Annotated in this window: 15 protein-coding genes; 5 read left to right on the forward strand and 10 right to left on the reverse strand. The window is 71.0% G+C overall.

Going from position 1 to position 21,191, the window contains the following annotated elements; translation table 11 throughout:
• Window positions 1-16: 16 nt before the first annotated feature.
• Together ACFYO9_RS16445 and ACFYO9_RS16450 are read right to left on the reverse strand one after the other, a co-directional pair.
• The gene (locus ACFYO9_RS16445; protein WP_358778956.1) at window positions 17-1,366 is read right to left on the reverse strand and encodes a family 2 encapsulin nanocompartment cargo protein terpene cyclase; all 1,350 of its coding nucleotides are present in this window, start codon (window positions 1,364-1,366) and stop codon (window positions 17-19) included.
• A gap of 69 nt (window positions 1,367-1,435) precedes the next feature.
• Window positions 1,436-2,848, reverse strand: coding sequence for a family 2B encapsulin nanocompartment shell protein (locus ACFYO9_RS16450; RefSeq protein ID WP_358778955.1), 1,413 nt, complete (start codon window positions 2,846-2,848; stop codon window positions 1,436-1,438).
• 475 nt (window positions 2,849-3,323) lie between these two features.
• On the opposite strand from ACFYO9_RS16450, the gene ACFYO9_RS16455 reads away from it, so the two are divergent.
• Complete coding sequence (locus tag ACFYO9_RS16455) at window positions 3,324-4,706, forward strand: monooxygenase (protein WP_358778954.1); 1,383 nt, start codon at window positions 3,324-3,326, stop codon at window positions 4,704-4,706.
• A 10-nt stretch (window positions 4,707-4,716) separates the two neighbouring features.
• Here ACFYO9_RS16455 and ACFYO9_RS16460 read toward each other — a convergent pair whose 3' ends face one another.
• Together ACFYO9_RS16460 and ACFYO9_RS16465 are read right to left on the reverse strand one after the other, a co-directional pair.
• On the reverse strand, window positions 4,717-5,346 hold the full coding sequence (locus tag ACFYO9_RS16460) for an alpha-ketoglutarate-dependent dioxygenase AlkB (RefSeq protein ID WP_355819616.1): 630 nt from the start codon (window positions 5,344-5,346) through the stop codon (window positions 4,717-4,719).
• 118 nt (window positions 5,347-5,464) lie between these two features.
• The gene (locus tag ACFYO9_RS16465; protein WP_355819613.1) at window positions 5,465-5,731 is read right to left on the reverse strand and encodes a GlsB/YeaQ/YmgE family stress response membrane protein; all 267 of its coding nucleotides are present in this window, start codon (window positions 5,729-5,731) and stop codon (window positions 5,465-5,467) included.
• Between the two features lie 260 nt (window positions 5,732-5,991).
• Here ACFYO9_RS16465 and ACFYO9_RS16470 point away from each other — a divergent pair, with 260 nt between their 5' ends.
• Window positions 5,992-8,037: a SpoIIE family protein phosphatase gene (locus tag ACFYO9_RS16470; RefSeq protein ID WP_355819610.1), complete on the forward strand. Its 2,046-nt coding sequence runs from the start codon at window positions 5,992-5,994 to the stop codon at window positions 8,035-8,037.
• A 102-nt stretch (window positions 8,038-8,139) separates the two neighbouring features.
• On the opposite strand, the gene ACFYO9_RS16475 is transcribed toward ACFYO9_RS16470, so the two are convergent.
• The 6 genes from ACFYO9_RS16475 to ACFYO9_RS16500 all read right to left on the reverse strand — a co-directional run bounded on the left by ACFYO9_RS16475 (window position 8,140) and on the right by ACFYO9_RS16500 (window position 16,745).
• Window positions 8,140-9,663: a catalase gene (locus ACFYO9_RS16475; RefSeq protein ID WP_355819607.1), complete on the reverse strand. Its 1,524-nt coding sequence runs from the start codon at window positions 9,661-9,663 to the stop codon at window positions 8,140-8,142.
• 207 nt (window positions 9,664-9,870) lie between these two features.
• Window positions 9,871-11,604, reverse strand: coding sequence for a thiamine pyrophosphate-dependent enzyme (locus tag ACFYO9_RS16480; protein ID WP_358779359.1), 1,734 nt, complete (start codon window positions 11,602-11,604; stop codon window positions 9,871-9,873).
• Window positions 11,605-11,656: 52 nt separating this feature from the next.
• Window positions 11,657-13,240: an FMN-binding glutamate synthase family protein gene (locus ACFYO9_RS16485; protein ID WP_358779360.1), complete on the reverse strand. Its 1,584-nt coding sequence runs from the start codon at window positions 13,238-13,240 to the stop codon at window positions 11,657-11,659.
• A gap of 87 nt (window positions 13,241-13,327) precedes the next feature.
• Window positions 13,328-13,972 carry an endonuclease gene (locus ACFYO9_RS16490; protein ID WP_355819598.1) on the reverse strand — a complete coding sequence of 215 codons (645 nt, stop codon included), beginning with the start codon at window positions 13,970-13,972 and terminating at the stop codon, window positions 13,328-13,330.
• Window positions 13,973-14,019: 47 nt separating this feature from the next.
• On the reverse strand, window positions 14,020-16,140 hold the full coding sequence (glgX, locus tag ACFYO9_RS16495; protein ID WP_358779361.1) for a glycogen debranching protein GlgX: 2,121 nt from the start codon (window positions 16,138-16,140) through the stop codon (window positions 14,020-14,022).
• 122 nt (window positions 16,141-16,262) lie between these two features.
• On the reverse strand, window positions 16,263-16,745 hold the full coding sequence (locus tag ACFYO9_RS16500; protein ID WP_358779362.1) for a pep a2: 483 nt from the start codon (window positions 16,743-16,745) through the stop codon (window positions 16,263-16,265).
• Between the two features lie 304 nt (window positions 16,746-17,049).
• Between ACFYO9_RS16500 and ACFYO9_RS16505 the strand changes: the two genes are divergently transcribed.
• The 3 genes from ACFYO9_RS16505 to treS are packed head-to-tail and all read left to right on the forward strand — an operon-like array spanning window position 17,050 to window position 21,178.
• Window positions 17,050-17,295 (forward strand): DUF5133 domain-containing protein, encoded by a 246-nt coding sequence (locus ACFYO9_RS16505; protein WP_355819589.1) that lies wholly within the window; start codon window positions 17,050-17,052, stop codon window positions 17,293-17,295.
• 59 nt (window positions 17,296-17,354) lie between these two features.
• Window positions 17,355-19,448, forward strand: a complete 2,094-nt coding sequence (locus ACFYO9_RS16510) for an alpha-1,4-glucan--maltose-1-phosphate maltosyltransferase (RefSeq protein WP_358779363.1) — start codon at window positions 17,355-17,357, stop codon at window positions 19,446-19,448.
• Entirely contained in the window at window positions 19,445-21,178 is a 1,734-nt protein-coding gene (gene treS, locus ACFYO9_RS16515; RefSeq protein WP_388666366.1) for a maltose alpha-D-glucosyltransferase, read from the forward strand. The genes ACFYO9_RS16510 and treS overlap by 4 nt, the downstream gene beginning before the upstream one ends.
• Window positions 21,179-21,191: the final 13 nt, after the last annotated feature.

The following is a 21,191-nucleotide window of genomic DNA, read 5'->3' on the forward strand; positions in this document are numbered from 1 at the left end:
AGGTGTATCCATTCTCTTACCAGAAGTCGGGCAGGCTGTAGCGGTAGGTGTTCGTCCGGTGCCAGTGGTGGTTGCCGTCGACCCATGCGGCCACGCCCCGCAGGAAGCGCTGCACGGTCGGCACCGGACAGGCGGCGGCCAGGGCCGCGGCCTCGGCCTCGAAGTCGTGCATGAGGTCGTTGTGGACCTCGACCGACTTCAGATAGGCGTCCCGGTCGGAGAGCCCCTCGCGCTCGGCGATCACCACCGGCAGGTTCAGGTGCCGGCCGGGGGAGGCGAGCTCCTTGGTGTACGAGTACAGGTCGTTGACGATGGTCGTCGCGTTGCCCGCGAGCGCGATGACCTTCTGCATGGCGGGCTGTGCGTGCAGGTCCGCCGGCAGTTCGTAGCCGCCGACGGTGTCGGTGATGGTGGGGCAGGGGCGGAAGTTGTTGAACTGGCGCATCGCCAGGTACTCCCACACCTCCGGTACGTGGTCCAGCTGCGCCCAGGCCGCCTCGGCGAGGTAGCCGAGGTGGAGCCTGGCCATGTCGTGCCGGTACCGGTCGGCCTGGGAGGCGCTGGACGCCTCGACGAAGTACTCCATGGCGGAGCGGTAGGCCCGCCGGGGAGCGTCCGAGTGGAGCGATTTCTCCCACTGCGGCTGGTACTCCCGTGTGGTGTACAGCGGGTCGAGGGCGGTGTGCGCCAGGAGCAGCCGCTCGCCGAGACCGTCGGGGGAGCCGCCGTGGTCCTCGCAGTAGCAGTCGTCCACCGCGTTCTCGGCCACCATCAGGCGGGTGGCGAGCATCAGATGGTCGACGGTGGGGGCGTCCGGGTGGCAGCCCACCATGTAGCGCCCCACCAGGAAGCCGTCGAACTCCTCCTCCCAGTCGTCGGGGTAGAGGCTGACCTCGTCAAGGGCCCAGGCCTTGATCCGGCGGCTGACCTCCTCGACCCGCGCGGGGTCCGGCTCGGGCACCGGGTGGTGGTAGAGGCCCGGGATCGGGGTGCCCTCGACCGCGGCCTCGGACGGCGTGGCTGCGGGCAGCGCGGGCGGTGGTGGCTCCTCGCGCGGGACGAGCCGCAGACCGGCGGTGCCGATCCCGCTGGGGCCGCTGAGCAGCCGCGCCAAGCCGCCGCCGGTACCCGGCACTTCGGCCGGTACCTCGGCCGGCACTTCGGCCGTTGCCTCGACCGGTGCCTCGGCGGCGGAGGCCTCGGGTGGTGCGGCAGGGGCGGGCAGGTCGGGCGCGGCGGGCGGGCCGCCGAACGCGGCCCTGATGTCGCAGGCGCGGGCCGCCGCGTCCGCGAGGACGTCCGCCCCGAAGGGGGTGACGGCCTCCGGCGCACTCGGCTGCGGGGGTGTCGGCTCAGGCGCGGGCATCACTGGCTCCTTGAAGGTGGGCCGCTATGGGGGCCGCTACGGGACCGCTTCGGGACCGCTTCGGGACCGCTACTTGGGCCAGCGGCCGATCTGTACGTTCTCCAGGACGCCGACCGCGTCCGGCACGAGGATCGCGGCGGAGTAGTAGGTGCTGACGAGGTAGGAGGTGATCGCCTTCTCGTTCAGGCCCATGAAGCGGACCGAGAGGCCCGGCTCGTACTCGTCGGGGAGGCCGGTCTGGTGCAGACCGATGACGCCCTGGTTCTCCTCGCCGGTACGCATGCAGAGGATCGAGCTGGTCTTCTCCTTGGTGATCGGGATCTTGTTGCAGGGCAGGATCGGCACACCGCGCCAGGCGGGGACCTGCTGGCCGCCGAGGTCGATATGGTCGGGGTAGACGCCGCGCGCGTTCAGCTCACGCCCGATCGCCGCGATCGTCTTCGGGTGCGCGAGGAAGAACTTGGATCCGCGTCGGCGGCACAGCAGTTCGTCCATGTCGTCCGGGGTGGGCGGGCCCGCGTGCGGCTGGATGCGCTGCTTGAAGTCGGCGTTGTGGAGCAGGCCGAACTCCCGGTTGTTGATCAGCTCGTGTTCCTGGCGTTCGCGCAACGCCTCGATGGTGAGCCGCAGTTGCTCCTTGGTCTGGTTCATCGGGCCGTTGTAGAGGTCGGCGACCCTGGTGTGGATGCGCAGGATGGTTTGGGCGACGGAGAGCTCGTACTCCCGGGGCTTCTCCTCGTAGTCGACGAACGTGCCCGGCAGTTCCGCCTCGCCGGTGTGGCCGGCCGACATCGCGATCTCCGCCTCGCCGCGGTGGTTCTGCCGGCGGTCGCCGCGCGACTTGTACTCCTCGATGTGGTCGCGCAGGCTCGACGCCGAGGAGAGCACGGAGTTGAAGTCCTCGCGGGACAGGGTGAGCAGCGTGCCGGAGGTCTCGGCGGTCGCCGTCTGCTCCCAGCGGGCGTCCTCGTCGAGCAGTGCGTCGTCCCCGAACCGGTCGCCGTCGGCGAGCACGTCCAGTTCGACCTCTTCGCCGTACGGGCCCTCGGTGGTCTGGCCGATGCGGCCGTGGGCGATCAGGTGGAGCCGGTCCGCGGGGGCGCCGCGCCGGACCAGCGTCTCGCCGGTCTCGAAGTCGCGCTGGACGCACCGGTCGGCGAGGGCGCGGAGCACCTCCTCGTCCTCGAAGCCGCGCAGCGGGGCCAGTTCACCCAGCTCGCCCGGGATGACCCGGACGGTGCCGCCGTCCTGGATGAAGTCCACGCGCCCGTCGCCGACGGTGTAGGTCAGCCGGCGGTTCACGCGGTAGGCGCCGCCCTTGGTCTCCACCCAGGGGAGCATCCGCAGCAGCCAGCGGGAGGTGATCTCCTGCATCTGCGGGGCGGACTTGGTCGTGGTGGCGAGGTTGCGGGCGGCGGTCGTGCCCAGGCTGGACTGCTTGGGCGGCGCCGTCCGGGCTTCCGGGCTGGAGTCAACGGTCATCAGGCGGGCTCTCCTCGGTCATGACGGGTACGCGCCGATACGGGCGCCATCGGGCAACAGGAGGGAAAAGGGGTATAGGAACGGGAATCCGTCCAGATCCAGGGGAACACTAAGGGCCGCTCCGCCCACCGGACCAGGAAAAGCCGACGACATTAACTCGATACGATGATCGCGCCCTTGCGATGTTTGCCCGGGTGCCGACGGGATCCAGCCGTGATGTGCGGGGTGTTCCCCGCCGGGCCGCGCGGGCCGGTTGCGCCCGCACCCTGCGCATGCCCGTCGCATGTGCCGCCGTCGATCTCACCGACGGCCGTCCGAATCGCGTCAGGGCACGGCGCGACGGGGCGGCGGGTGCGGTCACACTTCGGTGAGCGCCGCGTCATGTCCCGTCCGCGGCACGGCACTTCCGTCCGAGTCCCTCGCGCCCGCCGCCCGGAGCGCGAGCGGGGCGCCGAGTCGAGAGAACGGACCGGCCATGACCCATCACCCGCACCACCCGTCGTCCGGTACGCGCTGGGGGCGGGCCGTCGTCGTCGGCGGCGGATACGCCGGGCTCGTGACGGCACGGGTCCTGGCCGACCACTTCACCGAGGTGCTCGTCCTGGAGCACGACCCGGTGGGGGCGGAGACCGGCGTCCATCCCCATGTCCCGCAGGGCTACCACGCGCACGCGCTGCTCGCCCGGGGCGGCGAGGCGCTGGAGGTGCTCTTTCCCGGACTGCGGGCCGAGCTCGCCGGACTCGGCGCCCCCGTCTTCGACTACGGGGAGCGGATCAGCTTCCTGCTGCCGACCGGATACGCCCCGTCCGACCCGGTCGGCGTCCCCGTCCAGACCTTCACGCGCGACGAGCTCGAACGGCGCCTGCGGCAAAGGGTATCGGCGCTGGCGACGGTCCGCGTGCTCGCGGCGACCCACTGCGAGACGGTGACGTCGAGCACCCCCGGCCGCCTGGACCGGGTCCGGTACCGCGCCGATGACGCCGACCCGGCCCACGGCGCCACCGACATCACCGCCGACCTGGTCGTCGACGCCTCGGGCCGCGCCACCTCCGTCGACCAGTGGCTCACGGACGCGCGGCTGCCCGTCTCCGCCAAGACCGTCGTCAAGGCCAAGATCACCTACACCTCGGCCTGTTATGAGCGTCCGCCCGACGACGCGCAGGACTTCGACATCGCGTACCAGATGGCCTTCGCGCCCGGCGTGCCGCGCGGCGGTGTGGTGCTGGCCGTGGAGCACCACCGCTGGATGTGCTCGCTCTTCGGCGTGGACGAGCATGTGCCGCCCACCGACGACGAGGGTTATCTGGACTTCGCCCACAGCCTCGGCAACCCGCGCCTCGCCGAACAGATCAAGCGCGGCACCCGGCAGGGGCGCATCCACCGCTACACCAACCCCGGCAACGAGTGGCGCCTGCACCACAAGAACGACCGCTGGCCCGAACGCCTCGTCGCGGTCGGCGACTCGCTCTGTGTCTTCAACCCCGTGTACGGGCAGGGGCTCACCGTCGCCGCCCTTGAGGCGGAGCTGCTGGGCCGGCTGCTCGGCCACCGGCGGGCACGGGCCGCCGGACTCGACGGCCTCAGCCGCGACTACCAGCGCGGCGCCGCGCGGATCATCCAGGTGCCCTGGACCATGGCGACCAGCTCGGACCTCATGTGGGCGCCCACCGGGCAGCCCCGGGCCGCGCGCTTCGCGCACTGGTACAACCGGCACGTCTTCGCGCTCGCGGTGCGTGACCCGGACGTGTGGGCGCGGTTCGTGCGGGTCCTGAACATGACGGCCCCGCCCTCGCTGCTGCTCCGCCCCTCCGTGCTGGGCAAGGTGGTACGGCGCGCGCTCACCCGCCGCAGGGCCTGAGGCCGGGCGGTCAGCGCACCCCGTGCGGCCGGAACTGGACGCTGATGCGTCCGCCGGTGGCCCGGGTCGACTTGGGGATCGCATGCTCCCAGGTGCGCTGGCAGGAGCCGCCCATCACGATCAGGTCGCCGTGTCCGAGCGGCCGTCGTACGGTCCCGCCACCGCGCAGCGGGCGCAGCAGCAGATCGCGGGGTGCTCCCACAGAGAGGATGGCGACCATCGTGTTCTCGCGGGCGCCGCGTCCGATGCGGTCGCCGTGCCAGGCGACGCTGTCCCGCCCGTCGCGGTAGTGGCACAGGCCCGCCGTGGTGAACGGTTCGCCGAGCTCGTCGGCGTAGTGCGCGCTCAGGGTCTGCCGGGCCTCGTCGAGGACGGGGTGGGGGAGCGGGTCGCCCGCGCCGTAGAAGGCGAGCAGACGCGGCACGGCCACGACCCGCTCGTACATCTGCCGGCGTTCCGCCTTCCAGGGGACGTCGGTGGCGAGGCGTTCGAACAGTTCGTCGGCGCCCTTGAGCCAGCCCGGCAGGAGGTCGATCCACGCCCCGTCGCCGAGGACGGTCCTGCGGATGCCGTCCAGGGAGCCCAGGCGTACGTCGTCGCTCTGGTCGAAGAGCGATCCCTGGAGCTGGTGGCCGGACATGCGACAAGGTTACACCTGAATCGAACGTGTGCACTAATGCGCCCGCCCGGTGCCGACGGCGGAGAAGACCTCCGAGCCGTCGGCACCGGGCGGGCGCCGCGCGGTTGCGCCGTTCGGGTCAGTGCGCCCGCTTGCCGGTGATCAGCCGGTACAGGAACAGCACGATCACGGAACCGATGATGGCGGCGATCCACGTCGACAGGTGGAAGAAGCCGTTGATCGAGTGCACACCGAAGATGACCTTGCCCAGCCAGCCGCCGAGCAGACCGCCCACGATGCCGATCAGCATCGTCACGAGGCAGCCGCCCGGGTCCTTGCCGGGCGTGAGGGCCTTGGCGATGGCTCCGGCGATGAGACCGATCAGGATCCAGGCGATGATGCCCACGAGTACGTTCCTTTCGCTTGTGTACATGACGGTCGCTTGCGTGCGTGCCGGCACGCGATCCGCCGTCCGACACCGTGACGGATGTCCCGCCCCGGCCCTTTCACACAGGACCAAGGTCACCTGCCGCGGGACCAAGGTCGGGGTTTCGACGGCGCCCGGTGGCGGGAGGGCCCGCGGTCACCATCGTCACCCGAGGCGCCCGGCCGCGCGCGCCGGACAGTTGGCGCATAGGGTGGCGGGGCGGCATACCGGAGACAGACATGACGTCAGCCAAGAAGCCCTCCATCGATCTGGAACAGTGCCTGCTCCTGACCGGCGTGGGCTGCTTCGACTGGGACCTGCGCAGCGGTGCGCTCCGCCTCGACGCGGGTTCTCTGGCCCTGCTCGACCTGCGCCCCGACGAGTTCGAGGGCACCGTCGGCTCGCTCCAGCGCCGGCTGCCCCCCGAAGAGGCCGTCCGGATCAACTACGCGGTCACCGAGGCCGTGAGCACCGGCGCCGACCACTACGGCGTCTACTTCCGCGCCCGGCACCGCGACGGCTCCCTGCACCTCGGCCACGCCCGCGGCCACATCACGCGCTCCCCCGAGGGACTGGCCGTACGCGTCCTCGGCACGCTGCGGGACGCCGCCAACGACGGGGCCGAACTCGCGGCCACCGACGCCCGTGAGGAGCGCCGCCAGGGCATCGCCCTGATGGTGCAGGGCACCACGGAGGCCCTCTCGCGGGCGGTCACCGTGGACGACGTGGTGGCCGTGCTCTCCGGCGCGACCGGCCTCGACCGGTTCGCCGCCGACGGCCTCGTCCTCGGCCTCGTCGAGGGCGAGAACCTGAAGCTCATCGCCCTGGTCGGCCACTCGATGCAGGTCCTCGACGAACTCAAGCTGTACAAGGTCGACGAGTCGCTGCCGCTCGCCGAGGCCGTCATGACCCGCCAGCCCCGCTTCGTGGGCTCACTGCCCGACCTGGCCCGGCGCTTCACCCGGCTGCGCCCCTACATCGAGAGCATGAAGCTGGACTCGGCGGCGTTCCTGCCGCTCGTCGCCCAGGACCGCGCCATCGGCGGGCTCGCGCTCTTCTACCGGGGCCGCAGGGACTTCAGCGACGCGGACCGCAACCTGTGCATCGGCCTGTCCGGCATCGTCGCCCAGTCGCTGCAGCGCGCCATGCTCTTCGACGAGGAGCGCGACCTCGCCAAGAGCCTGCAGGCCACGATGTTGCCGCGGGGGATCCCCGAGGTCGCGGACACCGAGGTCGCCGTGCGCTACCACGCCGCCTGGGGCGGCCGTGACGTCGGCGGCGACTTCTACGACGTCATCACCCTGCCCCGCGGCCGCATCGGCCTGGTCGTGGGGGACGTCCAGGGACACGACACCCACGCCGCCGCGATCATGGGACAACTGCGCATCGCCCTGCGGGCCTTCGCCGGCGAGGGGCACCCGCCCGCGACGGTGCTCTCACGCACCTCCCGCTTCCTGGCCGAACTGGACACCGAGCGGTTCGCCACCTGCACCTACGCCCAGTTCGACCCCGCCACCGGCATCGTGCGCGCGGTGCGGGCCGGACATCTTCCGCCGCTCGTACGCCACCAGGACGGCCGGGTCGGCGTGCCCCGGGTGCGCGGCGGGCTTCCGCTGGGCCTTGCCACCGAGTTCGGCATGGAGGACTACCCCGAGGTCCGGCTCGACCTGGTTCCGGGGGAGACCATGGTGCTGTACACGGACGGGCTCGTGGAGGACGCCGGGCTCGACCTCGACACCGGGATGCACAACCTCGCCGAGGTGCTGCGCGCAGGCCCCGATGCGGCGGAGGACCTGGCGGACCACCTCTCGAACGCGCTGTGGGAGCGCTGGGGCACCGGTGACGACGTGGCCCTCCTGGTGCTGCGCCGCCACCCCGACCCCGGCACCCTCCAGGAGCCGCGCATCCACCGGTACGTGCACCAGGCCGACCCCGAGGGCCTCGCCGACGCACGCGCGGCGCTGCGGGAGCACCTCGCCTCCTGGGGCCTCGGCGGGGTCGCCGACGACGTCGAGGTGGCCGCGGGCGAACTCCTCGTCAACGCCTTGGTGCACACCGAAGGCGGCGCGATCCTCACCCTGGAGGTGCTCACGGGACCGCCGCGCCGCGTCCGGCTGTGGGTGAAGGACCGCTCCAGCGACCGCCCGCGCAAGCGGACGCCGGGGGAGACCGCCACATCGGGGCGGGGGATGCTCCTGGTGGAGGCGGTCGCGTCCGGCTGGGGCGTGGAACCCCGGGGCGAGGGCAAGGCCGTCTGGTGCGACTTCGCGGTGCCGGACGCCTGACCACCCCGTACGCGGTCCCGACCGGCGGCACACATGGGTGTGCCGCCACCCATCGGGCGGCGGCACACACCGGGTGTCACTCTTCAGACGCGGGTCAGGCCGTCAGGCCTTGTCCTGCATGCTGCTCCGCGCCGGGTTGGCCTGCGCGGCGGCCTTGGGGTCCTTCTCGTCCGCCTTGGCGCGCACACCCTGCTCGATGCGCTCGCCCACCGACTTGTCGATGTTCTTCCAGTACGCGAAGGCCCGCTGGAGCACCGGCTCGGTCACGCCGTTGAGGAGATGCCCCACGACGTTGTCCACGAGGCGGTCGCGCGCCGCGTCGTCGAAGACCTCGCGCACCATGGTGCCCGGCTGACTCCAGTCGTCGTCCTCGGCGTGGTCGACGTAGGCGGCGCGGGTGATCTCGCCGTCCGCGTGCCAGCTGGGCGGGTTGCCGTAACGGGCGGTGTCGGCCGCCGGGCCGCCCTTGGAGTTCGGCGCGTACACCGGATCCGTGACCTTGCGGTAGGCCATGGCCCCGTCCTTGGAGTACGAGTGCACCGGCACGACGGGCGCGTTGACGGGCAGCTGCTGGTAGTTGCCGCCGATGCGGTGACGGTGCGCGTCCGCGTAGGAGAACAGCCGCGCGAGGAGCATGCGGTCGGGGCTGGGACCGATGCCCGGCACCAGGTTGTTCGGCTGGAACGCCGCCTGCTCGATCTCGGCGTGGTTGTCCGTGGGGTTGCGGTCCAGCGTCATCCGGCCGACCTCGGTCAGCGGGTAGTCGCCGTGCGGCCACACCTTGGTCAGGTCGAACGGGTTGAACCGGTAGGTGGCCGCATCCTCGTACGGCATGATCTGCACGTACAGCGTCCAGCTGGGGAAGTCGCCGTCCCGGATGTGCTCGAAGAGATCCCGGGTGTGGTAGTCGGTGTCGGCCGCGGCCATCTGGTCGGCCTCGTGCTGGGTGAAGCACTCCACGCCCTGGTCGGTCTTGAAGTGGTATTTCACCCAGAACCGCTCGCCCTGCGCGTTGATCCACATGTACGTGTGCGAGGTGTAGCCGTTCATGTGGCGCCAGGTGCGCGGGATGCCCCGGTCGCCCATCAGCCACGTGACCTGGTGGGCCGACTCCGGCGAGAGGGTCCAGAAGTCCCACTGCATGTCGTGGTCGCGCAGGTTGTTGTCCGCCCTGCGTTTCTGGGACCGGATGAAGTGCTGGAACTTCATCGGGTCCTTCACGAAGAAGACCGGGGTGTTGTTCCCGACCATGTCGTAGTTGCCCTCGGACGTGTAGAACTTCAGCGCGAAACCGCGCGGGTCCCGCCAGGTGTCCGGGGATCCGCGCTCACCGGCCACGGTGGAGAACCGGGCCACGAGATCGGTCCGGGTCCCGGGCTGGAAGACCGCGGCCTTCGTGTACGCGCTGACGTCCGCGGTGACCTCGAAGTGACCGAAGGCGCCGCTGCCCTTGGCGTGCGGCTGCCGTTCGGGAATGCGCTCCCGGTTGAACTGGGCCATCTGCTCGATCAGATAGCCGTCCTGCAGGAGGATCGGGCCACCGGCGCCAACGGTGAGCGAGTGTTCGTCGCTCTCGACCGGAACGCCGGCATCGGTGGTGGTCGCTTTACCTGTGGCGTCGCTCATGAGGTACGTGTGCCTTTCCTGCGGCGGTGTCTGGCGTTGGCGCCAAGTCCATATTGCGGCTTTTCTGGCATTGCTGCTATGTCGCCGAACCGGGCGCGGCCTACGCCTCCGGTGCGACCCGGGTGGATCTCTCACCGGACAGCCATCGAGTGCCCGGCTTGGCGCCGCCAATACCTGCTACGCACATCTGTTTGGCCCGACTTCGGTTCAGCGGCTGTCCGAGCTGGAGAGGTTCTCGCGGATCTTGGCGATGGCGAACCCCCAGCCCTGCTGGACGGTCGGCTTGGCCGGCACCGCGATCTCCTCGGGGTTGGTGAGGACGTCCAGGAGCACCGGCCCCGGCGTCGCGAAGGCCCGCTCGACGGCCTCGGTCAGCTCCTCCGCCCGGGTCACCCGGATGCCCGTGATCCCCATCGACTCCGCCACCGCGGCGAAGTCCGGGTTGTCGAGCTCGGTGCCGAACTCCGGCAGGCCCGCCTGCTCCTGCTCCAGCTTCACCATCCCGAGCCGCTGGTTGTCGAAGACGACCAGCTTGACCGGCAGCTGCTTGCTGCGGATGGTCATCAGGTCACCGAGCAGCATCCCGAGGCCGCCGTCGCCGCAGAAGGCGACGACCTGCCGGTCGGCGTCCAGGAGCTGCGCGCCGATCGCTTGCGGCATCGCGTTCGCCATCGAGCCGAGGTTGTACGAGCCGAGCAGCCGGCGGGACCCGCGCATCTCGACGAAGCGCGACAGCCACACCGTGGCCATGCCGGTGTCGGAGGTGAAGACGGCGTCGTCGGCGGCGACGGTGTCCACGGCGGCGGCCAGCGCCTCCGGGCGCACCAGGTGGTCCCGGTTGTCGAAGGCGGACCGCACCTTGCCGATCAGGCCGTCGTCGTGGCCGGGGCGGGCGAGCCGCTGCTGGCCCTGCTGCCACTTGGCGAACTTCTCCCGCGCCCCCTCCAGGTGCCCGCGGTCCTCACGCCGCTGCAGGCGGGAGAGCAGGCCGCGCACCGTGGGGCCGACGTCTGCGGCGAGAGCCACGTCGACCGGCACGCGCCGGCCGATGTGTTCGGCGACCCGGTCGACCTGGACGACCTTCTTCCCCTCCGGGTACCACTCCCGGTACGGGAAGTCCGTGCCGAGCAGCAGCAGGGTGTCGGCCTGGTCCATCGCGTGGGCGGCGGCCGGGTTGCCGATCAGCCCCGTCTGGCCGACCTGATAGGGGTTGCCGTCGCCCTCGAAGCCCTCCTTCGCCTTGAGGGTGAGCACCATGGGCGCGGCGAGGCGGTCGGCGAGGGCGAGGACGTCCTCGCGGGCGCCGCGTGCCCCCCGGCCGACCAGCATGGTGACCTTGCCGCCGTCGTCCAGCGCGGCGGCCGCCTCGTCCAGGACCGGGTCGTCGGGCCGGTTGGCGGACTCGGCGACGGAGAGCCGGGCGGGCCGGTCGTTCTCCAGCTCCTTGCCGCCGATGTCGCCGGGCACGGTCAGGACGGCCACGCCGCGGCGGCCGATGGCGGAGCGCACGGCGATCTCCAGCAGGCCCGGCAGCTGCTCCGGCGAGGTGACGGTGGCGCGGAAGACGGCGACGTCACGGAAGAGAAGGTCGTTGTCGACCTCCTGGAAGTAGTCGGTGCCCACCTCGGCGAGCGGCACCTGGCCGGCGATGGCGAGCACCGGGGTGCCGCTCTTGGCGGCGTCGTAGAGCCCGTTGAGCAGGTGTACGGAGCCCGGTCCCACGGTGCCCATGCAGACCCCGAGCTTGTCGGTGAGCTGGGACTGGGCGCCGGCGGCGAAGGCCGCGGCCTCCTCGTGCCGGCAGCTCACCCAGTCGACGGAACCGGAGGCGCGGATGGCGTCGGTGAAGGGGTTCAGGGCGTCGCCCACCACGCCGAAGACGTGGCGCACTCCGAGCTCTTCCAGGGCGTCGACCACGACACGGGCAACAGTGCGGGACATGAGAATTCCTTTCGGGTGGATCGAGAAGTGAGGGGGAGGGCGGGGGGCGCCGTCAGAGGGTGAAGGCGTCCGGGTCGGCCGCGCGCCAGTCCGCGGCCCAGCTCTCCGGCGGCTCCGCGAGCAGCTGACCGGGGGAGAGCCACTCGTACAGCTCGGCGTAGGAGCGGAAGTGGCCGCGGTCCTCGCGGCGGCGCAGCAGATGCGGGCCGAGCTTCGCGGTGTCGTGCACGCCCATCGCGGCCATGATCCGCAGCGCGCTCTGCACGGTGGCCTGCTGATAGCGCGTGACGCGGGCGGACTTGTCGGCGACGTCGAGGGCGCGGGCGCGGCGCGGGTCCTGGGTGGTGACACCGGTCGGGCAGCGGTTGGTGTGGCAGCGCTGGGCCTGGATGCAGCCGACCGCGAACATCATCGCGCGGGCCGCGTTGGTGTAGTCGGCGCCCATGGCGAGCCGCTTGACGATGTCGGCGCCGGTGGCGACCTTGCCGCTCGCGCCGATGCGGACACGGTCCCGCAGCCCGGTGCCGGTCAGCGCGGAGTGCACGGTGATGAGGCCGTCGGTGAGCGGCAGGCCGAGGTGGTCGGCGAACTCCAGCGGGGCCGCGCCGGTGCCGCCCTCCGCGCCGTCCACGACGATGAAGTCCGGGGTGATCCCCTCGGCCGCCATCGCCTTGCACACGGCGAGGAACTGCGTCCGGGAGCCGGGGCACAGCTTGAACCCCACCGGCTTGCCCCCGGTCAGCTCCCGCAGCCGGGCGACGAAGAGGACGAGCTCGCGCGGGGTGGAGAAGACGCGGTGGTACGGCGGTGAGACGACGGTCTCACCCTCGGGCACCCCTCGTACGGAGGCGATCTCGGTGTTGACCTTGGAGCCGGGCAGGACGCCGCCGATGCCCGGCTTCGCGCCCTGCGACAGCTTGAGCGACACACAGCGGACGGCGGGGTGGGCGGCCTTCTCGGCGAACTTTTCGGCGTCGAAGTCCCCGTCGCGGGTGCGGCAGCCGAAGTAGCCGGTGCCGATCTCCCAGACGAGGTCGCCGCCGGGCCGCAAGTGGTATTCGGACAGGCCGCCCTCGCCGGTGTCATGGGCGAATCCGCCGCGCGCCGCCCCGGTGTTGAGGGCCAGCACGGCGTTGGCGGAGAGCGAGCCGAAACTCATCGCCGACACATTGAGCAGCGCCATGTCGTACGGCCGGGTGCAGTCCGGGCCGCCGACGCGGACCCGGGGCGGCTCCTGGGGCACGTCCACCGGGGCCATGGACGGCACGAGCAGCTCGTAGCCGCGCTGGTCCATGTCGCGCTCGCTGCCGAACGGCTCCTCGGCGGAGACGCCCTTGGCCCGCTCGTAGACGATGCTGCGGGTGTCCCGGTCGAAGGGCCTGCCGTCGTAGTTGCGCTCCACGAAGTACTGCTGCAGCTCCGGGCGCACGGCCTCCATCAGGTAGCGCGCATGCCCGAGCACGGGATAGTTCCGCAGTACGTTGTGGCGCCGCTGGACGAGGTCGTACGCGCCGGTGAGCGCCACGGCCAGGAGGGGCGCCGCGAGCAGCCACCACCACGGCGACACCAGCGGGGCGAGGAGCACACCGCCCACCGCGCCGACCACCAGCAGGCCTACCGTTGCAAATCGGGTCATGATCCTCACGTGACCCGAATCCGGCAGGTCACACGTCACCCGGGCCACCGAATCCATGGCCCGGGGGGTGCGCGGCGGCCGAAGGCCCTAGCCTGCCGCCTCCAGACACTCCTCGGCGATCTTCTCGTCGAGCGCGGCCCGCACCAGCGCGGCGGCCACCACGCTCGGCCGCTCGTCGGTGAGCCGCAGCAGCGCGGACGCGTCCCGCGGCAGACCGAGGCGCTCCGCCCCCTGCAACACCTTGGCGTCGAGGTGCGGCCGGTACTCGGGCCACACGTCCTGCACCTCGCGGAGGAAGATGTCCACGCCGGTGGGGCCGAGGCCCGGCACCCGCCGCAGCAGGCGTTTCACGGCGGCCACGTCGCCGTCGGCCTCGTCCCGGACCCGGCGCAGGTCGCCGTGCCACGCGTCGATCACCAGCCGGGCGCCGTCACCGAGCTGGGTCGCCGTCCGTTCGTCGTAGCGCCGGTAGCCGCCGCGTCCGAGGGCGTCGACGCGCTGCTGCCAGGTGGCGTCGGCCATCTGCCGGGGCCCGCGCATCCCCGCGTCATACAGCGCGCGGGTACTCGCCACCGCGGCGGATGCCCGGATGCGGGCGCTGAGCAGGCAGGAGAGGACGAGCGTGCGGTAGAGCGGCTGCGGGGTGCCGGTCAGCCGGATGCCCGCCTCGGCGGCGTACGTCTGTCCCGAGGTCCTGAGCAGTTCCCGCAGCACGGCCTGCTTGCCGGCCATGGCGCACCTCCTTGGCTGGTTGTGGTCCGACCGGGTTCTCCTGCCCGCTAGGACGCGGTACCCACGGAGGGACGCGAGAGCACGAGGAGACTGTGCGGGGCGACGGTGACCTCGGCGCCGGCCTTGTGTTCCGTCTCGTCCGAGAGGCCCCGCGGATCGGTGGTGTCGAGGCGCGTCTCCCAGCGCTCGCCGTACGCGACGTCGGGCAGCCGGAAGACGACCGGGTCCCCGCAGCTGTTCAGGAGCAGCAGGAAGGAGTCGTCCACCACGGGCCTGCCCTGCGCGTCGGGCTCGGCGATGGCGTCGCCGTTGAGGAAGACGCCGACGGCGTGGGCGTCGGGGCGCTGCCAGTCCTCGTCCGTCATCTCCCGGGCGTCGGGCCGCAGCCACACCAGGTCGGGCAGGGGCCGGCTGTCGCGGGCCGGCGGCTCGCCGCGGAAGAAGCGGCGCCTGCGCAACACCGGGTGCGCGGCGCGCAGTTCGATGGCCCGCCGGGTGAAGCCGATCAGGTCGCGCTGCTCGTCGTCGAGGTCCCAGTCGACCCAGGAGAGCTCGTTGTCCTGGCAGTAGGCGTTGTTGTTGCCCTGCTGGGTGCGGCCCAGCTCGTCGCCGTGCGCCAGCATCGGGATGCCCTGCGAGACCATCAGCGTGGCGAGGAAGTTGCGCTGCTGGCGGGCGCGCAGCTCCAGGATCCGCCCGTCGGTGGTGGGGCCCTCGGCGCCGCAGTTCCACGAGCGGTTGTCGCTCTCGCCGTCCCGGTTGTCCTCCGCGTTGGCCTCGTTGTGCTTGGCGTCGTACGAGACCAGGTCGCGCAGCGTGAAGCCGTCGTGGGCGGTGACGAAGTTGACGCTGGCCCGCGGGCGGCGCCGGTCGTGCTGGTAGAGGTCGGACGAGCCGGTCAGCCGGGAGGCGAACTCGGCGAGCGTGTGGTCCCCGCACCGCCAGAAGTCCCGTACCGCGTCCCGGTACTTGCCGTTCCACTCCGACCACAGGGGCGGGAAGTTGCCCACCTGGTAGCCGCCGTCACCGACGTCCCAGGGCTCCGCGATGAGCTTGACCCGGCTGACCACCGGGTCCTGCTGGACCAGGTCGAAGAAGGCCGAGAGCCGGTCCACGTCGTGGAACTGCCGGGCCAGCGTGGCCGCCAGATCGAAGCGGAAGCCGTCGACGTGCATTTCGGTGACCCAGTACCGCAGCGAGTCCATGACCAGTTGCAGGACGTTCGGGTGCCGCATCAGCAGGCTGTTGCCGGTGCCGGTGGTGTCGAAGTAGTGGGCCCGGTCGCCCTCCGGCAGACGGTAGTACGAGGCGTTGTCGAGGCCGCGGAATGCGAGCGTGGGGCCGTTCTCGTTGCCCTCCGCCGTGTGGTTGTAGACCACGTCGAGAATCACTTCGAGGCCCGCCGCGTGCAGCGCCTTGACCATCGACTTGAACTCGTCGACCTGCTCGCCCCGGGCGCCGCGCGCCGCGTACCCGTTGTGCGGGGCGAAGAAGCCGATGGAGGCGTACCCCCAGTAGTTGGAGAGACCGCGGTCGCGCAGGAAGCCGTCCTGCACGTACTGGTGCACGGGCATCAGCTCGACGGCGGTCACCCCCAGGGAGGTGAGGTGGTCGATGACGGCGTCGCTCGCGAGGCCCGCGTAGGTGCCGCGCAGTTCGGCGGGGACCCCGGGATGCCGCTGTGTCAGACCGCGGACGTGCGCCTCGTAGACGACCGTCTCCGCGTACGGCCGACGGGGTGGCCGGTCGTCCCCCCAGGCGAAGGACGTGTCGACGACGACCGAGAGCGGGGTGTGCCCGGCGCTGTCCGCCCGTTCGGGTCCCTGCGCCGCGCGTTCGTACAGCGAGGCGTCGTTGTCCATCTCCCCCTCGATCGCCCGGGCGTAGGGGTCGAGGAGCAGCTTGGCGGGGTTGCACCGGTGGCCCGCGGCGGGGTCCCAGGGGCCGTGCACCCGGTAGCCGTACCGCTGGCCGGGGCCGACCCCGGGCAGGTAGCAGTGCCAGACGAAGCCGTCGACCTCGGTGAGGGTGACGTCGTCGTGCGTGCCGTCGTCGTGGAAGAGGACGAGGACGACGCGCTGGGCCACTTCGCTGAACAGGGCGAAGTTCGTGCCCTCCCCGTCGTAGGTGGCGCCCAGGGGGAAAGGGGATCCGGTCCAGGTGCGCACACGGCTGCCTTCCTGACGATGGACGGAGGCCCCGCGCCCGTAAGGGCAGGGCCTCCGCCTCCAGTTGCGGGGGTGGCGTAGGGCCGTCGCCGGTGGGGCGAACGGGCCGCTGCGCGCCGGGTTCACGTCTTCGGCGCACCCGCCAGGACTGCCATGGTCTCCTCCTGCGGCACCTCGAGCGACTCGGGCACACAGGGCACCGGCGTGCTCGGGGAGAGGGTGGCGTGGTCGGGCGTGCGGTCGCGGTGGGCGAACCAGATGATCTTTCCGTCGGCCGCCGGGCAGCTGCCCCAGCCGTCGCTCAGCGCGGCGATCTGGGCCAGGAATCCCTGCGGCGCGTAGTGCGGTCCGAGGTCGCGGTCCTTGTCCGACACGCCGGTGATGAGATGGTGCCCCGTCCACCACAGCTCGACGGCCGCCTGCTTGTTCGTTCCGTGCTCCTCGATGGCCCGCAGCAGCACACGGGTGCAGTGGCCGACGGGGTCGACGAGGATCCCCAGGCCCCAGTGGCGGAGATGGGCCGCCAGAATGCGATCGATCTGGTCGATCCGCTCCGGGCTGATCTCCACATCGAGGTGGTAGTAGCGGGGGGTTGCCGACTTCATTGCGCTTGGCTCCTCTCGGCGGAGCTCTCGCTCCTCTTCGGCCCTGCGGACCGAGCCCCGAACACGAAGCGTGAGCACTGATCGCTCCTGAGTCAGTCTCAGAGTGAGAGCACTACTCCATTCGCGCAACACGAGCACCAGAGGCCACTTGTTGAATAGCCAACAAGACGCTGCGTGGTCGAGCGTGCACCATGAGTCTGGAAACACCGATGTCGGCGCGAGCCGTCCGGTCCTCCATGTGCGGTGCCGTTCCGCGTCGGCCAGGCGCTCCGGTCGCACCCGTCGCAGAACGTAGGTGAGCAGCGTGGTGCTGTTGCCCGCCAAAGATGTCGTCGCGCGGCATCTGAGTCAGTACCGGTCGTGGGAACGGCTGTTGTTCGTCCGCCCCGCCGACCGTGACGTGCGCACGCACTTCGAGAACACCGCGTACACCCTCTGCGTGCTGATGGGGGAGTGCACGGCGCGGGCGGCCGCCGAGGCGGCCGAGGAGTACCTGCGTCCGCGCGCCGCGTGCCGGCCGAGGCCGGCGCCCGAGCGTCTGGGGCAGTAGTCACGCGCGGCTCCTGCCCGGGGCCGCGCCCACCACGAGCGCGGCGGAGGAGAGATTCGATGACCGCAGTTCCGGAGACGAACGCCGCCTCCGCGGCGCCGAGTTCCCCCCGCGCGCGGACACGGACGAAGACCCAGAGACAGACACAGGCTCAGGCGCCGGTGCTGCCCGTGCCGGTGCGGGACGTGCGGCCGCGCGTCGACGACGGGCGCCGCCCGGCGAAGGCCGTCCCCGGCGAGACCTTCCAGGTCACGGCGACGGTGTTCGGCGAGGGTCACGGGGCGGTCGGCGCCAATGTGGTGCTGCTCGGCCCCGACGGGCGGAGCGGCCCCTGGACGCCGATGCGCGAGCTGTCCCCGGGCTCCGACCGGTGGGGCGCCGAGGTCACCCCGGACGCGGAGGGCCGCTGGACGTACGCCGTGGAGGCGTGGACGGACCCCGTGGCCGAGTGGCGCCGCGCGGCCGAGGTCAAGATTCCCGCGGGCATCGACGTCGGGCTGGTCCTTGAGGAGGGCGCGGCGCTGTACGAGCGGGCCGCGACCGGCGCCCCGGCGGGCACGGAACGCCGGACCCTGCTGGCCGCCGCCGACACGTTGCAGGACGACCTGCGCACCCCTTCCGCACGGCTCGACGCCGCGCTGGCCCCCGCTGTGACGGCGGTCCTCGCACGGTTCCCCCTGCGGGAGCGCGTCACCCGCTCGGACGCTCTGCCGCTGCTGGTCGAGCGGCGCAGGGCGTTGTTCGGTTCCTGGTACGAGTTCTTCCCGCGCTCCGAGGGCGCCGAGGCGCGCGAGGGCGCGCCGCCGGTCTCCGGCACCTTCCGCACGGCGGCGCGACGGCTGCCCGCGATCGCGGCCATGGGCTTCGACGTGGTGTACCTGCCGCCGATCCACCCCATCGGCACCACCTTCCGCAAGGGCCCCGGCAACTCCCTGTCGGCGGGCCCCCACGACGTCGGCGTGCCGTGGGCGATCGGTTCGCCCGAGGGCGGTCATGACGCGGTCCATCCCGATCTGGGGACGCTGGAGGACTTCGACGCGTTCGTGCGCGAGGCCGACCGGCTCGGGCTCGAAGTGGCGCTCGACTTCGCGCTGCAGTGCTCGCCGGATCACCCCTGGGTGGAGAAGCACCCCGAATGGTTCACCCATCGCCCGGACGGCTCCATCGCGTACGCGGAGAACCCGCCGAAGAAGTACCAGGACATCTTCCCGATCGCCTTCGACCGCGATCTGCCGGGCCTGGTCGAGGAGTCCGTGCGGCTGCTGCGCTTCTGGATGGGCCACGGCGTACGGATCTTCCGCGTCGACAACCCGCACACCAAGCCCGTCGCGTACTGGGAACAGGTCCTCGCCGACATCAACGCCACCGACCCCGACGTGCTCTTCCTCGCCGAGGCCTTCACCAGGCCGCCGGTCGTGCGGGCACTGGCCCAGGCCGGGTTCCAGCAGTCGTACACCTACTTCACCTGGAAGAACACCAAGCAGGAGCTGGTCGACTACCTGACGGAGCTCGCCGGGGAGACCTCCCCGTATCTGCGCCCCAACTTCTTCGTGAACACCCCGGACATCCTCTCCGAGTTCCTCCAGACGGGTGGCCGGCCCGCCTTCGAGCTGCGGGCCGTGCTGGCCGCGACCCTCGCGCCGAGCTGGGGCGTGTACGCCGGGTTCGAGCTGTGCGAGAACGCCGCGGCCGGCCCGGGGAGCGAGGAGTACCTCGACTCGGAGAAGTACCAACTGCGGCCGCGCGACTGGGCGGCGGCCGAGCGCGAGGGGCGCACCATCGCCCCCCTCCTCACCGCGCTCAACCGGGTCCGACGGGACCACCCGGCCCTGCAGCAACTGCGCGACCTGCACTTCCACCAGGCCGACAACGAGGCGGTGATCGCCTACAGCAAGCGCTCCGGTGACGACACGGTCCTCGTGGTGGTCAACCTCGACCCGCACCACGTCCGCGAGGCCACCGTCCGCCTCGACATGCCGCGCCTCGGCCTCGGTTGGGACGAGACCGTGCCGGTACGGGACGAGCTCACCGGCGACACCTACCACTGGGGCAGGACCAACTACGTGCGTCTCGAACCGGGCCAGGCCCCCGCGCACGTCTTCCAGGTCCTGCGACCGTCTCCACCACTGATCGGAGGGTCACCCACGCAATGATCATCAACGAGCCCGTCAAGGACACCTTCGAGGACACTCCGGAGAAAGATCTCGATCCGGAGTGGTTCAGGCGTGCCGTCTTCTACGAGGTGCTGGTCCGTTCCTTCCAGGACAGCAACGGTGACGGCATCGGCGATCTGAAGGGCATCACCGCCAAGCTGGACTATCTGCAGTGGCTGGGGGTGGACTGCCTGTGGCTGCCCCCCTTCTTCAAATCACCCCTGCGCGACGGCGGTTACGACGTCTCCGACTACACCGCCGTACTGCCCGAGTTCGGCGATCTCGCCGACTTCGTGGAGTTCGTCGACTCCGCCCACCAGCGCGGCATGCGCGTCATCATCGACTTCGTCATGAACCACACCAGCGACCAGCACCCGTGGTTCCAGGCCTCACGCACCGACCCCACCGGCCCCTACGGCGACTACTACGTGTGGGCGGACGACGACAAGGCCTACCAGGACGCCCGCATCATCTTCGTCGACACCGAAGCCTCCAACTGGACCTTCGACCCGGTACGCGAGCAGTACTACTGGCACCGCTTCTTCTCCCACCAGCCCGACCTCAACTTCGAGAACCCCGCCGTCCAGGAAGAGATCATCTCCGCCCTGCGCTTCTGGCTCGACCTGGGCATCGACGGCTTCCGCCTGGACGCGGTCCCCTACCTCTACGCCGAGGAGGGCACCAACTGCGAAAACCTCCCGCGCACCCACCACCTCCTCAAACGCGTCCGCGCCGAGATCGACGCCCACTACCCCGACACCGTCCTGCTCGCCGAGGCCAACCAATGGCCCGAAGACGTCGTGGACTACTTCGGCGACTTCCAGGGCGGCGGCGACGAATGCCACATGGCCTTCCACTTCCCCGTCATGCCCCGCATCTTCATGGCCGTACGCCGCGAATCGCGCTACCCCGTCTCCGAAATCCTCGCCAAGACCCCCGCCATCCCCTCCGGCTGCCAATGGGGCATCTTCCTGCGCAACCACGACGAACTCACCCTGGAGATGGTCACCGACGAAGAACGCGACTACATGTACGCGGAATACGCCAAAGACCCCCGCATGCGCGCCAACATCGGCATCCGCCGCCGCCTGGCCCCCCTCCTGGACAACGACCGCAACCAGATCGAACTCTTCACCGCCCTGCTCCTGTCCCTGCCCGGATCCCCGATCCTCTACTACGGCGACGAGATCGGCATGGGCGACAACATCTGGCTCGGCGACCGCGACGCCGTGCGCACCCCCATGCAGTGGACACCCGACCGCAACGCCGGCTTCTCCTCCTGCGACCCCGGCCGCCTCTCCCTGCCCGCCATCATGGACCCCGTCTACGGCTACCAGGTCACCAACGTCGAAGCCGCCATGAGCAGCCCCTCCAGCCTGCTCCACTGGACCCGGCGCATGATCGAGATCCGCAAACAGAACCCCGCCTTCGGCCTCGGCTCCTACACCGAACTCCCCTCCACCAACCCCGCCGTCATCGCCTTCCTGCGCGAATACAAGGACGACCTCGTCCTGTGCGTCCACAACTTCTCCCGCTTCGCCCAACCCACCGAACTCGACCTCCAGACCTTCGAAGGACGCCACCCCGTCGAACTCGTCGGCGGCGTCCGTTTCCCGGCCATCGGTGAACTCCCCTATCTGCTGACTCTCGCGGGACACGGCTTCTACTGGTTCCGCCTGCGCGACGACCTTCCTCCGCCCCGTCCGGCGGCCCCCGCCGTGCGCCTCTGAAGGGACGTGTCGC

The sequence above is a fragment of the Streptomyces sp. NPDC005863 genome (genome assembly GCF_042871345.1).
In the GTDB taxonomy this organism is placed as follows: Bacteria; Actinomycetota; Actinomycetes; order Streptomycetales; family Streptomycetaceae; genus Streptomyces.

Excerpts from the sequence above, each read along its gene's own strand:
- ACFYO9_RS16445 (WP_358778956.1), bottom strand. The coding sequence starts at position 1,366 with ATGCCCGCGCCTGAGCCGACACCCCCGCAGCCGAGTGCGCCGGAGGCC.
- ACFYO9_RS16450 (WP_358778955.1), bottom strand. The coding sequence starts at position 2,848 with ATGACCGTTGACTCCAGCCCGGAAGCCCGGACGGCGCCGCCCAAGCAG.
- ACFYO9_RS16455 (WP_358778954.1), top strand. The coding sequence starts at position 3,324 with ATGACCCATCACCCGCACCACCCGTCGTCCGGTACGCGCTGGGGGCGG.
- ACFYO9_RS16460 (WP_355819616.1), bottom strand. The coding sequence starts at position 5,346 with ATGTCCGGCCACCAGCTCCAGGGATCGCTCTTCGACCAGAGCGACGAC.
- ACFYO9_RS16470 (WP_355819610.1), top strand. The coding sequence starts at position 5,992 with ATGACGTCAGCCAAGAAGCCCTCCATCGATCTGGAACAGTGCCTGCTC.
- ACFYO9_RS16475 (WP_355819607.1), bottom strand. The coding sequence starts at position 9,663 with ATGAGCGACGCCACAGGTAAAGCGACCACCACCGATGCCGGCGTTCCG.
- ACFYO9_RS16480 (WP_358779359.1), bottom strand. The coding sequence starts at position 11,604 with ATGTCCCGCACTGTTGCCCGTGTCGTGGTCGACGCCCTGGAAGAGCTC.
- ACFYO9_RS16485 (WP_358779360.1), bottom strand. The coding sequence starts at position 13,240 with ATGACCCGATTTGCAACGGTAGGCCTGCTGGTGGTCGGCGCGGTGGGC.
- ACFYO9_RS16490 (WP_355819598.1), bottom strand. The coding sequence starts at position 13,972 with ATGGCCGGCAAGCAGGCCGTGCTGCGGGAACTGCTCAGGACCTCGGGA.
- ACFYO9_RS16500 (WP_358779362.1), bottom strand. The coding sequence starts at position 16,745 with ATGAAGTCGGCAACCCCCCGCTACTACCACCTCGATGTGGAGATCAGC.
- ACFYO9_RS16510 (WP_358779363.1), top strand. The coding sequence starts at position 17,355 with ATGACCGCAGTTCCGGAGACGAACGCCGCCTCCGCGGCGCCGAGTTCC.
- treS (WP_388666366.1), top strand. The coding sequence starts at position 19,445 with ATGATCATCAACGAGCCCGTCAAGGACACCTTCGAGGACACTCCGGAG.